Below are 15062 nucleotides of genomic sequence, written 5' to 3' on the forward strand. Positions count from 1 at the left end.
CTTCAGCCCCGAATGAAATTAATATTTAAGAAACATTTTTAGTCTTTTTTACGATTCCATTTCGCGCTCGTACTTGTTGCCAAAGCGGTCGGTAGCTACCACCTTTACTTTTTTAGCATCCTTGCCCAACTGCATTACAAACAAGTGGTCGGTTTGCCGTGGCTCAGGGAAATGACGGCCGGCGGGTAACATATCGCCCTGGTAAAGCTTTGTGGCAACCGGATCAAGCCCTTGCTGATTTTTCAGCACACCTTTGTACTGGCCGTCAATGTAATACTCTATTTTCCATTGCGGATCCCAGTTATAAACATTAGCGGTTAGCTTTTTCTGCTCGTCTATATAAAGCGATAACTGGTTCGATTTATCGGTATCCATCGCTTTGTAATACCACTTCATGTCATTTCCCTCAACATTGTAAACGGCGTAACCACGCGGGGTGCCATCTTCGCAAACAGGCCCGGTCCACCAGGCGCCACATACAGTACCATGGTTGTGCTCATAAATATTGCCATCAATATTATTGGCATTGTAATGCGTGTGACCCGACATGATATGCACATTCTTGAATGGTCTTAACAGCTTGTACAATTCCTGGTTGTTTTTCACCTGGTTATACACCGGTATGTGCAGGCAAATGATCAGCAAATCATCCTTTTTTACATACTTTAAATCTTTAGCCAGCCAGTTTAACTGCTGCTCGGTTATGTAACCGTCGTACTCACGCTCGTTACCCAGGTAACGCACGTCATCCAGCATTACATAATGCGCCCGACCGCGATTGAAGGAGTAATAGGTAGGGCCGTACATTTTCTTAAAAGTCTGATCAGATGTTTCATCGCCACCCAAACGGTAATCCATATCATGGTTGCCCAGGCCCTGAAAGAACGGTACACCTATCTGCCCTATGGCTTTATTGTAATCGGCAAACAACTCATGGTTATCCCACACCAAATCGCCTACGCCTATACCGTGTACCAGCTCGCCGCTCAGGCTTTCAACTGTTTTACGTGTATCAGGAACCGATTGCGCCATCATTTGGGCAACGTCTTTTTTGTTTTTTACCTGTGGGTCGGCCCATACGATGAAGGTGTGCTTACTATCATTCTTTTTAAGGGGCACAAGCGTAAAGTCCATGCTGCCACCATCGGCTATGCGGTGGTAATGGCGGGCAATATAATGCTCGTGCGGAAACTCATATCCTGAGGGTATGCTGATAAACACAAATTCGGCCTTTGCATCGGTAGCAAGCTGGTAAGTACCATCGGCCGCCGTAGGTACAATGTTAAACCCGTCTGATACAAGCACGTTAGCCAGCGGCTTGCCTGCGGCAGTTACCTTACCGGTTATAGCTGCACTTTTGCCAAAGCCGAAAGTGTTTCTGAATTTTAGTGTTAACGCGCCGGTTAAAATCAGCGATCGTTGTATAAATAGTCTGCGGTTCATTTTATTTTTTTATAGTCCGGATTAATAAGGTTCCAGCGTCCAAATTTATCTATAATGCTATAGCCACACATGCTCATATCATGTGCGGCTACAAGGGGGTCAATTTAATTAATCTTTCAAACCGGTAGGTGCAACGCCCGGCTTATCGGCAGTTGCCACCGGAAACTCTGCTTCTATTTCGTTAATTGATGATGTTTTGGTTAACTGAATGATAGATTGTGTACGGGCCTTTACCCACCTGCCTAAGCGTGTATTATAAGTACCGCCCAGTTTATAATAAAAGCCCTGATCGGAAGGAGTGGTGTAGGTGAGGGCGGTTGTGTTTGTACCCTGCCTGTAATACGGCTGTGATTGTAAGGTAATTGGATTAACCACATCATAAAAATCGGTGTTGGTTATTTTATAGCCTAGCGCCGGAGGGCCGGCTGAGAACAGGTTACCGCCGGTACTCACAAACATCACATCGATAGGTTCACTATCTTTAGTTACCGCTGTACCATTAAATACAGCCATACCAAATGCGTTACCACTGTTGGCAAAAAATCCGGTATTACGTATGCCGAAACCATCACCATCGGTAGTGGTATAGTTAAACGACCTTATCCAGTTAGATGAGGCCATGCTGGTTGAAGATGATCCGTTTATCATTTTACCAGCCCCGCCTACATAAAAGAACGTACCTTTTTTGGCCGTGCCTTGTGTTAAATTAAACTTAAAGGTACGGAATGTTGTAGCTGCTGTTGAACCGACTGCAACAGAGCCACCACCCGTAGCCCAGCCGTTTGCCGGGAAGCCGCCTGGTGTAGAGCCGCCTGCATTGTTAGTAACGACTACTGAAAACGGTGTTACCGCAAAATCGATATCGCGTGTGGCCAACAACTGTATATACTCATAATTTCCGTCGCCGCCCGATACGTCGTTGATGAAACCGCTGATAACAATTGGCGTAAGTGATATCGTAGAACTAAGCAGTTGCGAATCCTCCGCTTTGCGCATCCTGATTTGAGGCGTTAACTTACCATCGGCACTGGTAGTATTATACACAATGCCGTAGAAGTTAGCACTAACCGGCAGAACGTTGTTGGCAAATGCAGCGCCGGGTTCGGTATGCAGGGTAATGTTATCAAAACCGTCATTTACAAATTTGTTGCCGGCAAACTTATCACTAGGCGTTGGTATAGGGTCAAAACCACCTTTTACAATGGTCACTAAGGTACTTTCGTACTTAAGCGGATCGGCAAGAATGGCGCTGCTATTAACCCGGTTAGGAGCTATGGGCTTACCGCTCGCTATTTTATTGATTGCGCTTAGCGGAATATTTTTGATTTGTAATATGTTATCGGCCCTGGTTAATGTACCGCCGGTTACGGTTACAACTACCGAATCGCCCGATACAAATTTTGTAGCATCGGCACCAATTGGTATGGCAATACCCCTTAGTTGCGAAAGGCGGCGTCTATCTTGCAATATCAAAAATCCGGGAGGCAAATTACCTTGTGCATAATCGGAGATTACCACTCCTGTAATTTTATCGCATCCATACATGTTTTCTTTAGCTAAAGTTACGTCCGTGCCGCTGTATAGTTCGCGTAAATCGTATAAGGATATGTATGGGCTAACGGTAATCGGTATATAATCGCTTTCGCGCTTACAACCCATCCAAACGGCACCTATCACCAAAAGTGCAGTAATATAAAGTATTGTCTTTTTCATATTAAATCGTGTGATATAATTATGGTTTTTGCCACCAAACTAATGTGTTAATATCATCAGCGCCTTGCGATGCTACCGCATTGGCATAGCTTGTAGGGTTTGTTGATTGAGAAGCCAAAGGATAATTTAGCCTTGCAGGCATTCTGCCGCCATTAGCCAAACCCGTACCTTTTGGAAGAAAAGGATGGCCCGTTCTGCGATACTCAAACCATTGTTGAAAATCGACCAGAAACATGGCGTAATATTTCTGCAGCTGAATTAACTCCATTTTGCTGGGTGTGCCCGGTGTAGTGGTATTCAGCGGCAAGCTGTTATCCCAATCAATATCAGCTTTGGTTATATAATCGATTAAAGCAGGGTCTGAAGCTGTTTTGAAAAAGTTAGGCAACCAGTAATTTAATCCATCACCAATACCTTTAATATAATATGCTTCGCCCGTTCCACTAATCCAGCCTTTAGCAGCAGCCTCGGCTAAAATGAAATCAACCTCGGCACAGTTCATGATGATGCCAGTATATGGGTCAGTTTGCAAAGTAACAGCCGCGCTTTGTGCGTCAGAATAAAAATAAGCCTGCTTTGTTAATCCCAAACCAATATCATAACCACTTGGTACACCAACTAAACCATTTGGGCCATTTGCAATGCCAAACCTATTGTAACCATTAGTGCCATACGTAGCGGTAGTAATACGCGGATCAACCCAGTTGGTGAGGTTTCCTAAAAAGAAACTGGTGATAGCCGGCGTTCTGAAGTCAACCGGCCGCACGTTAATCATCAATGGCGAAGAATATACTGCAGTACTACTGTTAGTTCCATTCCACAAAATTTTTGCGGTGTGGGTGTTATCCTCCATAATAGGATAGTTTCCCTTATTGGTTTCGGCAATCTCCTTAATTTTGGCAATTACCTGTGAGCTGACTTCTGCCTTGCCTGAAACACGAAGCAGCAACCGCAGGTACAACGAATTCCCAAACCTGCGCCATTTGCTAACATCGCCCTGGTATACCGGATCGCCTGTTTTGATAATTTCCTTTCCTTCGGCCAACAGCTTGTTAGCCTCTTCCAGCTTGTTAAACAAATCAAGATAGATGTCTTTTTGCTTATCGTACACCGGTTGTAAACTGCCTTCTTTGCCCTGATTAGCTTGTGAGTAAGGCACATCGCCGTAAACATCAGTTAGCAATTGAAAAACCCAGGCCTGGGTAATTAACGAAATGCCTTTGTATGATGAATTTTCTGAGCCGGGTTGACTGGCAATCGTATATATATCGCGCAGGTTGGTCAATTCCGGATACCAGGCGTTCCAGGTGTAATCTGCCCAGTTACGTCTTACATCATACCTAAAAACTCTGCCCTCCGAATCACTTACATCTACCGTAACCTGCATTAACTCGTTGTTAAAGCCTCGGTTACGCACCATATTAGCCTGTAAAATATTCACTAGCGCCGGCGCTAATAACTGGTTTGCTGTGGTACTTGTTTTACCTATTGGGTCGGTATTTACTTCATTAAAATCTTTTGTACAAGAAGCTAAAGCAGTAACGGCCGACAGTAATATATAGCTGGTTATTTTCTTTAACGATTTCATAATTCCTATTTTATATCCCTACAACTAAACGAAATCCATAACTTCTGGTGGATGGTAACTGACCTGTTTCAAATCCCTGAACAATATCGGTACCTGATAGTGTACCAAACTCAGGATCAAACGCCGGCCAAGGCGACCAGATGAACAGGTTACGTCCGTATATACCTAAACTCAGTTTATTAACACCAATCTTCCTTACTAACTTGGTGTCGAAGTTGTAAGACAGGTTGGCTTCTCTAAATTTTAAATAATCAGTTTTGAATATGCTCCCTTCTGCCTGATCTGAGCCATATAACGAGTTATAAAAAGATTCTACGTTAGAGGCTATTACATCGTTAGGACGGTAAGTTCCATCCGGGTTTTGTACTACACCGTCACCAATAATGCCGTTGTAACGTCCGGGTACGGTAATTTTTAGCTTACCCAACGCTGCCATCCTGGAAAAGGTGAGTGAATGTGCTACTGCACCCAATTGTGCATCAAACAACCCAGACAAACTGAAGCGCTGATAAGTAACCGTAGTACCAAAGCTGAATCTGAACTTAGGCATGGTATTGCCCAGGTAAACAAGCGCATCACCTGCCTTGGCATTTCCAGAAACCGCATCATAAAGAATTTGACCATCAGGAGCACGCACAATATCTCTTCCGTATAAGTCGCCCATGCTGCCGCCAACGCTGGCTACAATAGCTGCGCCGCCCAAAGGACCTGTTCTGAGCACAACAGAACTATCTGCCAGTTCCATTATTTTATTGCGATTGGCGGTGAACGTACCGGTAAGCTGCCAAGAGAACTTCTTGGTTTGTATAGGTGTGCCGCTCAAAGAAATTTCGATACCTCTGTTCTGAACATTACCTACGTTAAATACGGCTACGTTATAACCAGTTGAACGGTCTACAACCCTGTTTAAGATTTGATTTTTGGTATTGCCTTTGTAGACTGCTAAATCGAAATTCAACCGGTTATTAAATAAATGTATCTCGGTACCTAACTCTGTTGTAGTCGTTTTTAAGGGCTTTAAGTTTGGATTGGGCAACACACCTGGATTAGTCATCGCACTATCCGGATAAATGCCGTTAGAAGCAAGCGTGTAATTATACGATGTACGGTAAGGAACGGTACTACCACTACCCACCTGAGCTAAAGATGCTCTTAATTTTAAATAGTTAATGAATTTAGGTAAGTGCCAAAAATCTGAAGCAATAAACGAGGCACTTGCCGATGGATAGAAGAAGCCCACATTATTTGTTCTTAACGGCGTAGCCAAGGTACTGCTCCAATCCTGACGGGCTGTTAAATCCAGATACAGATAGCTTTTCAGGCTAAAAGACACCAGGCCGTAAAAACTGTTAAGGCGGTAACGTGCGGTATCCGGAACCGAAATTAAAGGATTAGCATTATTATCTAATCTATATTCTCCCGGAATTACCAAACCATCAGCCCTGAGCTCAGATTTCTTATATTCATTACGCAACTGGCTACCACCAATCGACGCATTCATTTGGACAGATCTTGATATCTTTTTGTTGTATCTCAACAAGAAATCGGCATTGATTTCATACGATTTAATGTCCTGCACACGGTAAGAGCCTTGGGCAAACTTGTTACCTGCAGCATCCCAGGGGCGCAGTGTTTCGCGCACATCTTTATTGTAATCTATTGAACCACGTAACATCAAGCTCAATTCATTGGTTAGCTTGTAGGTGGCCTGTAAGTTTCCGATAACACCGTTTCTGCCTTGTTTATTGATGTATTGCTCCGAAATGGCGTAAGGACCTTCAGGGTTAGTTGTGGTAATGTTCACAAACTTTCGGCCCTCTTGTCCGGTTGCCCAGTAATTCCTGTACCAATCGGTATTAACGTTGGGTTGAGCAAACATGAACCAGTACATTAACGACTGGTTGCCATAACCGGTAGCTGGCAGGTTATCACTATTGCGGTTGTTGTAAATAGCTTTAAGCTGAATATTTAATCTCTTGGTAACTTCACTGTTTGCCGAGAACGAAATATTAGTACGATTTAAACCAGTATTTGGCACAATCCAGTTATCGTTTCCATGGCTGGCAGAAAACCGCATACCTACCTTTTTCGAGCCACCATCTATGGTTATAGAGTTTAACGTTTCAAATCCTGTTTTAAAAAATGATTTAATCGGATCTTCGTAAGCTACCCATGGCGTTCTGGTCAGGCCTCTTGCTTGAGTTTCCGGATCATATTGAAAATAACTTCGTCCGCCAGTAAAGGGTGCCCCCCAGGTTGAACTGGTGCCACTTGTACTGCCACCATCATTAGTATCTCCATAAGAGTAATAATTTACACCACCTAATCCTGATCCAAAATCACTTTGCCTGTCGGGGCTTTTGTTAACCGACTCCCAGGTGTTGGCAGAAGTAAGGGTGATATTCAGTTTTCTCTTTGCTTTAGCCGATTTGGTGGTGATGATGATGGCACCATTTGCACCCCGTTGGCCATAAAGCGCGGATGCGCCAGGGCCTTTTAACACGGTTACGCTTTCAATATCCTCAGGATTTAAGTCGTTCAAAGCAGAACCGAAGTCGGGAGGCATGATATCACCAGAGGTACCATATACACCGCCCGATGATGCAGCTGTTCTTCGTGAAGAGCTACTTGCCACTACACCGTCAATCACAATAAGCGCCTCATTATCTCCGGTAAGGTTATTCTCTCCCCGTAAAATAATTTTGTTCGATCCGGCAGGGCCGCTGTTTCTTACCAAGTTCAAGCCAGCTACTTTTCCCGATAATGCATCTGTCCAGTTACTGGCCGGAGCGTTTGTAAATGCGCTGCTGTCTACCTGCGAAGCTGAGTAACCTAACGCCCTTTTATCTCTTCTGATGCCCAGTGCGGTAACAACAACCTCGTTTAACTCGCTTGAGCCACGCTTAAGGCGCACAGTAAGCTTCTGCTGGTTATTGTTTAATGTAAACTTTTGCGTTGTGTAGCCTACATAACCAATATTTATTTCGGTACCTACCGGCACCCTAACCGTGAAACTACCGGTAACATTGGTTACAGTAAGTGTTCTTTTTTGATTATCGCTAATAGTAACGCCTATAAGCGGTTCTGAATCATCATTATCAATCACTGTACCGCTCACCATAACGGTGCGTGGCTGCGCTTGCAATGTACCAGCTACAGCCGTTGCAGGAGCAACTGTGGCTGTTGCCGCCGCAATCATTGCCAGCAGGCCAACCAATTGCATAGTATAACCCCGCCGCGGGAATACGATGTTTATGGAAAGCCTACTTTTAAAATAAGTAAAAGTTTTTTTCATAATTAATGCCTGTAGTACTTGTTCCTGTTGTGTTTGGAGCGCTTAGTTTGCGTGTATTTACTTTCAGGCAAAAGTTGAAAAAGGCTGTTAAGGGAATGTTAAAAGTGCGTGATGGTTACATTACCATTTTGGCAATGATTTGTAACATATTTGAGATAAGAAGAATATTTTGAAGGAATAATTTTGATATCTGATAAATACCGAAGCAACGAAACAACTTGCAGCTATTTCTTATAAGGCAATCTTAACAGGAAGTAAAAACAGGTTTAACCGTTTTATAACCCTGCTTTAACTTAAACTAAAATTTATTTGAACTTTACTTTCTGCCTGCGGTATAATTTTCTGATTTTCGCGATCGTTTTAAGTGTGTATATCGAATTATGAAGTTACTGTATAAAAGTATGTTAGCTGGGGCAATGGTCCTGGGGTTGTTTTCGTCCTGCTCTCACTCCAAAAAAAATAGCGTTGCACACAACGATAAGCCTTTTGAGCCGCAAAAACTTTTAAAGTACAATCCTAAAGATGCTGACAAAGAAATTGATGCTTTTATGCAGCACCTGCACCAAAAAAGCGCATTTAATGGCAATGTGCTGGTAGCTAAAAAAGGAAAGATCATTTATGAAGGCGCATTTGGCTGGGCTAATCATCTCACACGCGACAGCCTTAAACTAGATTCGAAATTTGAACTGGCATCCGTATCCAAAACCATGACCGGCACTGCGATAATGCAGTTGTGGGAGCAAGGCAAAATAAAGCTCGACCAGGACGTTCGGGACTTTTTTCCGAACTTTCCTTATCAGGGTGTTACTATACGCCTGCTGCTTACCCACCGCTCGGGCATGATGAACTATGTTTACTTTGTGGATGGTTTGTACCGCTCACAGCACTTAAACCAGCAAAAAGGCATCACCAACAGAGAGGTTATGGACCTGATTGCACAATATAAACCTGCACCGTTTAATCAACCCAATAAGCGCTTCTTATACAACAACTCCAACTACATGGTATTGGGGTCTATTATTGAGAAAGTAACCGGCATGCCCTATGCTCAATATATGCAGCAAAACGTATTTAAACCCGCAGGCATGACCCATACGGCTGTATACTCCAAAGCTACCTATGATAAAATACCGGTTGACGTGGTTGGACATGACCGCAACAGCTGGCGCTACTCGGTTGCCCAAAACTTTTTAGATGGGCCCGTAGGTGATAAAGGCATTTACAGCACCATTGGCGATTTGTACCTGTTTGACCAGGCGCTGAAAGCCGGCCGCTTAATCAAACCAGCCACGCAGGATTCGGCCTATACAGGTCGTAATCCGGCTATTCGCGGTCATTTTAATTATGGTTACGGCTGGCGTATTTTTGAAGGGCCTAACGAGAAGGTGGTATATCATACCGGCTGGTGGCATGGTTTCAGGCACATTTTTTTACGCGATATGAAAAACGATGTGACCATTGTTTTGTTAGGTAACTTAGTAAACGGCAGCTTGCTGCACCTGGACGATTTGTATAAAATGACCGGCATGCCCGTGGTTCGCAAGGGCGCCTACCGTGGTACCGGCGAAACAGCCGATGACTAAGTGGGTTACAAGTTGCAGAGCTATTTGCTTGGTACGCTTACCTACCTACCGATACAGCCACAATTTAGCTATCATTAACGGAATAACTTAATAAGTACATTATGTTCGATAAACTATTTGAAGCACAGCAAAAAGCAGGCGAAGTTAAAAAACGCCTGGATGCTATTACTGTAACTGGCACCGCTGAGGGTGGAAAAATTACGGTGTCAGCCAATGGCAATAAGGTTTTGCAAAGCATTGCTATTGATGATGCCTTTTTAAGAGATGCTGATAAAGAAGAGTTGGAAGAACTGCTCGTAATTGCTGTAAATAAAGCGCTTGAGCAAGCCGAAAACGTAAGCCAAGCCGAAACAGCGGCCATGACCAAAGAAATGTTTGGCGATTTGGGCAGCATGTTTGGTAAGTAATATCTAACCGAAAGTTCCCTAATTTCCGGTAGCAAACATTGTATTCAAATGCATGTTTAAACAACAAGTTATACATTTGCAGCATAAATCAAATTAGCACTTATGAAACTCACCTATTACGGACACTCTACCGTTGAGATACAAACGGGTGGAAAAACCCTGTTGTTCGACCCATTTATTACACCAAATGAACTGGCTAAGCATATTGATATTAACCAGCTAAAGCCAGATTACATATTAATTTCGCACGGGCACGGCGACCACGTGGCCGATTTACTGCCCATTCAAAAAAACAGCGGCGCCAAGGTGATCTGTATTGCAGAGATAGCTGCCTGGTTAGGCAACCAGGGCGTGGCCGATGCGCATGGCATGAACATTGGTGGCAGTTTTAACTTTGATTTTGGCCGTGTTAAAATGGTATACGCTTTACATTCCAGCTCTATGCCAGATGGCAGCTACGGCGGCGTACCGGCAGGCTTTGTTATATATGCCGAGGGTAAAAAGATTTACTTTGCAGGTGATACAGCGCTTACCTATGATATGAAGCTACTGGCCGAAGAGGAGTTAAGCTGGGCAATATTGCCAATAGGCGATAACTATACCATGGGTATTGATGACGCCATTAAGGCGGCCGATTTTATTGGCTGTAAAGACGTTATAGGTGTGCATTATGATACTATGCCGGTTATTAAAATCGATAAGAATGAAGCACTGGAGAAATTTCTTAAAGCCGGCCTTAACTTAAAGCTTCCCGCTATTGGCGATAGCATGGAGCTTTAAAAACTATATGCCAACCGCTCCCTTCGTTTTGAGTCGCAGATACGAAACGCTGTTATTAGTGCGAGGTGCATGAAAAACAAGATATCTCCTATTTATTATCTGAGATAACGAAAAACCTAAAAGAAATAAAACAAGAAAGCCAGGCTGTAATGAGCCTGGCTTTCTTGTCTTAATCTTCTACCTCGGGGGAAGAATCAGGAGGTCTTACATTTTCGACATGGTGTCTTTCTTTGTAGTATCCCTTTTACCTTTCTTCTTCATTTTGCCGTCTTTCTTTTTCTTTTTAGTAGTGTCGGTCTGCATAACGCCAGCTTTTGCCGGGGTAATACCATGTGCAAAAACGGTTCCGAACGAGATTGCCGCTAAGGCAATCATACAACATACTTTTTTCATAACAGCTGCATTAATTTGATTAATAGTTAATTATTAAACAACGCGACTCTCCATATGTTGCTGCATATCAAAACTTTATATTACTGTTCCATTTGGTATGATAGCACGCTTTTTCACAACTACGATACCATCTTGCACAGTATAAGCACCATAATCGCCATCTTCCAGCTTTTCACCGCAGTTAATACACACATCGTTTCCTATATGTGCATTTTTATCGATGATCGCATTTTTAATCTTACACCGGTCGCCAATGCCCATAATAGGCGAATTGCTGGCTTTAAGCTCTTCTATTTGCTCCAGGGTTTGGTAGTTATCGCCACCCATTACATAGCAATTCTCAATATCGGTATCAAAACCTATACGGGTACGTATACCTATAATAGAGCGTTTTATACGGCTGGCGTTAATAATACACCCATCAGAAATAATGGACCTTTCTAACAAAGTGCCCGATATTTTAGATGGTGGCAGCATACGTGCGCGCGTAAAAATATGGCGCTTATCAAACAGGTTAAACTGTGGTATGTCATCCGTTAGGCCCAGGTTGGCTTCAAAGAATGATGGTATAGTACCTATATCCTCCCAATAGCCCTCATACTGATAGCTGGTTACTTTATGCGTTTTGATAGACTGCGGAATGATCTCCTTACCAAAATCAGGGTGCTCATTACCTTGCAAAAGCTCATACAGGGTTTTACGGTTAAAAATGTAGATCCCCATTGAGGCCAGGTAAAAACGCCCCTGCGCTGCCATTTCTTCGCTTACCTCTGATGCCCAGCTTTCGAAATTGCTTTTAGGCTTTTCAATAAAATCAGTGATTTCACTTTCCTCATTGGTTCTTAAGATGCCAAAACCGGGAACATCATTAGCATGCACCGGAATGGTAGCAATAGAAATATCGGCTTTGCTACGGATATGCGACTCAACCATGTCTTTAAAATCCAGTTGGTAGAGCTGGTCGCCAGACAGGATAAGCACATAATCAAATTCATGAACACTTAAATGGTGCAGACTTTGCCTCACGGCATCGGCTGTACCCTGAAACCATCCCACGTTTGAAGGTGTTTGTTCGGCCGCCAATATATCAACAAATGAATCGCTAAAGCTGCTGAAATGGTAGGTGTTCTTAATATGCTTGTTAAGCGATGCCGAGTTAAATTGTGTTAATACAAAAATACGCTCGAAACCCGAGTGTAAACAGTTAGAAATAGGAATATCAACCAAGCGATACTTACCTGCAATAGGTACTGCTGGTTTTGACCGGGTAGCTGTGAGCGGAAATAAGCGTGTTCCCTGGCCCCCGCCAAGCACTATGCTGATTACTTTGGAGTTCATATAATTGGATTTAAGCTTTCATATAATTGGTTGTACTGTTTGGCCGATTGGGTCCAGGAGAAATCAAGGGCCATCATACGTTTACGTAACAAATGCAGGTGTTCATGGTTCTTGTAAAGTTCAATTGCCCGGCGTACCGAGTGGGTAATATCATCTACACTGCTTTGGTTAAAGCAAATACCATAGCCACCTTCGTCACCAAAGTCAACAACTGTGTCAATAAGGCCGCCGGTACGGCGCACTATAGGTACTGTACCATAGCGTAAAGCATACAGCTGGTTAAGCCCGCAAGGCTCCACCCGCGACGGCATCAGCAAAAAATCACTGCCGGCATAAATGAGGTGCGCCAGGGCTTCATTATAACCTATGTAAGTTTTATAACTATCCGGAAACTGCTCATTTAATTGTACCAATGCCGCCTCGGTATCTTTATCACCTGCGCCTAAAACCAGCACATTTAAATCGCCTGCATGTTCGCGCAGGCTTTGGGTTAAGGCCTGGGGCAATAAATCTGCACCCTTTTCAATTACCAAACGGCCAATAAAAGATACCAGAGGTTTATTCACATCAAGGCCAAAGCGTTCACATAAAGCTTGCTTGTTGGCCAGTTTGCCTGCATCGGGCTCTTTAGCATCAATAGGCCCGGCAATCATAGGGTCGGCTACAGGGTTCCATACTTCAGTATCAATCCCGTTAATAATGCCCATGCCTTTTGCCCCTTCGATGTAAAACAAGTACTCCAGCCCGTTTGAGTTGATAGAAAGCTCGTGCAGGTAACTGGGCGAAACGGCAGTATACTTATCGCAACATTTAATGGCGCAGGCCAGCGGGTTGATACCGCCTCCCCAGTCCAGCAAACCGGCATAAGCCATGTCAACCTCGGGCAGATAGTCAAATTTATCGTACCCAAAAGCGCCGTGATACTGCCCGTTATGTATAGTAAATACCGTAGTGGTTTTAGCCAGGCGCTTGTAAAGGGCCGAGTGTTGTAATAAAAACGGAATAAGGCCAACGTGATGATCGTGGCAATGAATCACGTCAGGCTTTTGCTGCGACCAGTTGATCCAGTCTAAAAAGGCCAGCTGAAAGGCAATAAATTGTTCGCGTTCATCGGGATAGCTATACACCTCAGGGCGATCAAGCAGCCCGGGCATATAAATCAAAAAAAGTTCGAAACCGAGCTTATTGGTTCGTTCTTTCCAAATCTCAAACTCGTAACGTTTAGCGCCCAGCAGGTTCGACGCTTCAAATACTACATCAAACTCGCTCTCTTGCACAAACTTACGGTCGTAATAAGGCAATACTACAGCGGCTTGTAAACCAGCCTCATTTTGGTACTTAGGCAAGGCGCCCACAACATCAGCCAATCCGCCAACCTTGGCTACAGGATAGCACTCTGCCGCTAAGTGATAAACTTTCATTTTATAGGTATAATTGCCTCCAATGTAAGCAAAAGTTTGCTTACCAAAATACAACCTGTAAGTAATAAATGTGTTTTGACAAAACTGCTATTTATTGTGTGATATACCGGGCTTAGTGTACGCAGATTTAATACAGTTAGTGCGTAATCAGGCCCTTTTGCATCTTGTATCCACAGTAGCAGCATTTTATAAACAATATTAAACTTACAGGTGTTATAACCCTACATTAAATTGAAGATACTATGCAATGGATGGGCAGACGCGAAAGCAGTAACGCAGAAGAAGGCAGCGGCCGTGGTGGTGGCCTGGCCATAGGTGGCGGTATAGTTGGCATTATTGGTGCCATCATATACATGTTTACAGGCGTAAACGTGTCGCAGATAATTCCGAACACAGGCGGTGGGCAGCAACAGGAGCAAACCAACACACGCTTAACCGAGTCAAAAAGTAAAGAACAAAGTTTTGCCCGCGTGGTGCTGGCCGATACGGAAGACACCTGGAACCAGCTTTTCCGTGAAATGGGCGGCACTTATAAAGAACCCACTATACACTTTTTTGAAGAAGGTGTAAATACCGAAGGCTGCGGTGTTGCCGGATCGGCAACCGGCCCGTTCTATTGCCCCGCCGACCAAAAAGTGTATTTGGATTTATCTTTCTTTCAGGAATTGGAGCAGCGCTTTGGCGCAGCCGGTGATTTTGCCCGCGCGTATGTAATAGCGCATGAAGTTGGCCACCATGTGCAGAAATTATTGGGTGTATCAGATAAAATGGACCAGGCCAGGCAGCAGCTGAGCGAGGAACAATACAACAAGCTATCGGTAAAGCTGGAATTACAGGCCGACTTTTATGCAGGCGTGTGGGCTTATTACGAAAAAAAACGCGGGCTGCTGGAAACCGGCGACATTGAGGAGGCCCTCAATGCGGCCAATGCCATTGGCGACGACCGTCTTACTCAAGGCCGCGTATCGCCCGACTCGTTTACACACGGCACCAGCGCCCAGCGCATGTACTGGTTTAAAAAAGGTTTCGAAACAGGCGATGTAAAACAAGGCAACACCTTTGCCAGTGCAGATTTGGAGTAGGTTGATTAAGCTAAAATTC

At 43.9% G+C, this 15062-nt stretch carries 11 protein-coding genes; 4 read left to right on the plus strand and 7 right to left on the minus strand.

Annotation, left to right across the window (positions count from 1 at the left end):
• Positions 1-48: 48 nt before the first annotated feature.
• From ABDD94_RS22270 to ABDD94_RS22285, 4 genes are all read right to left on the minus strand, one after another.
• On the minus strand, positions 49-1443 hold the full coding sequence (locus ABDD94_RS22270) for a calcineurin-like phosphoesterase family protein (protein WP_345954081.1): 1395 nt from the start codon (positions 1441-1443) through the stop codon (positions 49-51).
• 108 nt (positions 1444-1551) lie between these two features.
• Positions 1552-3156 carry a DUF5689 domain-containing protein gene (locus tag ABDD94_RS22275; RefSeq protein ID WP_345954082.1) on the minus strand — a complete coding sequence of 535 codons (1605 nt, stop codon included), beginning with the start codon at positions 3154-3156 and terminating at the stop codon, positions 1552-1554.
• 19 nt (positions 3157-3175) lie between these two features.
• Positions 3176-4744 (minus strand): SusD/RagB family nutrient-binding outer membrane lipoprotein, encoded by a 1569-nt coding sequence (locus ABDD94_RS22280; RefSeq protein WP_345954083.1) that lies wholly within the window; start codon positions 4742-4744, stop codon positions 3176-3178.
• A gap of 10 nt (positions 4745-4754) precedes the next feature.
• On the minus strand, positions 4755-8039 hold the full coding sequence (locus tag ABDD94_RS22285; RefSeq protein WP_345954084.1) for a SusC/RagA family TonB-linked outer membrane protein: 3285 nt from the start codon (positions 8037-8039) through the stop codon (positions 4755-4757).
• A 380-nt stretch (positions 8040-8419) separates the two neighbouring features.
• Between ABDD94_RS22285 and ABDD94_RS22290 the strand changes: the two genes are divergently transcribed.
• The 3 genes from ABDD94_RS22290 (at position 8420) to ABDD94_RS22300 (ending at position 10809) form a co-directional block, all read left to right on the plus strand.
• A complete protein-coding gene (locus ABDD94_RS22290; protein ID WP_345949927.1) occupies positions 8420-9622 on the plus strand; it encodes a serine hydrolase domain-containing protein in 1203 nt (400 codons plus the stop codon).
• 101 nt (positions 9623-9723) lie between these two features.
• A complete protein-coding gene (locus ABDD94_RS22295) occupies positions 9724-10029 on the plus strand; it encodes a YbaB/EbfC family nucleoid-associated protein (RefSeq protein ID WP_345954085.1) in 306 nt (101 codons plus the stop codon).
• Between the two features lie 102 nt (positions 10030-10131).
• Positions 10132-10809 carry a metal-dependent hydrolase gene (locus tag ABDD94_RS22300; RefSeq protein ID WP_345949925.1) on the plus strand — a complete coding sequence of 226 codons (678 nt, stop codon included), beginning with the start codon at positions 10132-10134 and terminating at the stop codon, positions 10807-10809.
• A 204-nt stretch (positions 10810-11013) separates the two neighbouring features.
• Here the strand turns inward: ABDD94_RS22300 and ABDD94_RS22305 are convergent, their stop codons facing one another.
• From ABDD94_RS22305 to ABDD94_RS22315, 3 genes are all read right to left on the minus strand, one after another.
• Positions 11014-11202: a hypothetical protein gene (locus tag ABDD94_RS22305; RefSeq protein WP_345949924.1), complete on the minus strand. Its 189-nt coding sequence runs from the start codon at positions 11200-11202 to the stop codon at positions 11014-11016.
• Positions 11203-11277: 75 nt separating this feature from the next.
• Complete coding sequence (locus ABDD94_RS22310) at positions 11278-12540, minus strand: glucose-1-phosphate adenylyltransferase (RefSeq protein WP_345949923.1); 1263 nt, start codon at positions 12538-12540, stop codon at positions 11278-11280.
• The gene (locus ABDD94_RS22315; RefSeq protein WP_345954086.1) at positions 12537-13961 is read right to left on the minus strand and encodes a glycogen/starch synthase; all 1425 of its coding nucleotides are present in this window, start codon (positions 13959-13961) and stop codon (positions 12537-12539) included. Before ABDD94_RS22315 ends, ABDD94_RS22310 begins: the two co-directional genes overlap by 4 nt.
• 242 nt (positions 13962-14203) lie before the next feature.
• Between ABDD94_RS22315 and ABDD94_RS22320 the strand changes: the two genes are divergently transcribed.
• Positions 14204-15043, plus strand: coding sequence for a neutral zinc metallopeptidase (locus ABDD94_RS22320; protein ID WP_345949921.1), 840 nt, complete (start codon positions 14204-14206; stop codon positions 15041-15043).
• Positions 15044-15062 lie beyond the last annotated feature (19 nt).

Source organism: Mucilaginibacter sp. PAMB04168 (genome assembly GCF_039634365.2).
Classification (GTDB): Bacteria; Bacteroidota; Bacteroidia; order Sphingobacteriales; family Sphingobacteriaceae; genus Mucilaginibacter.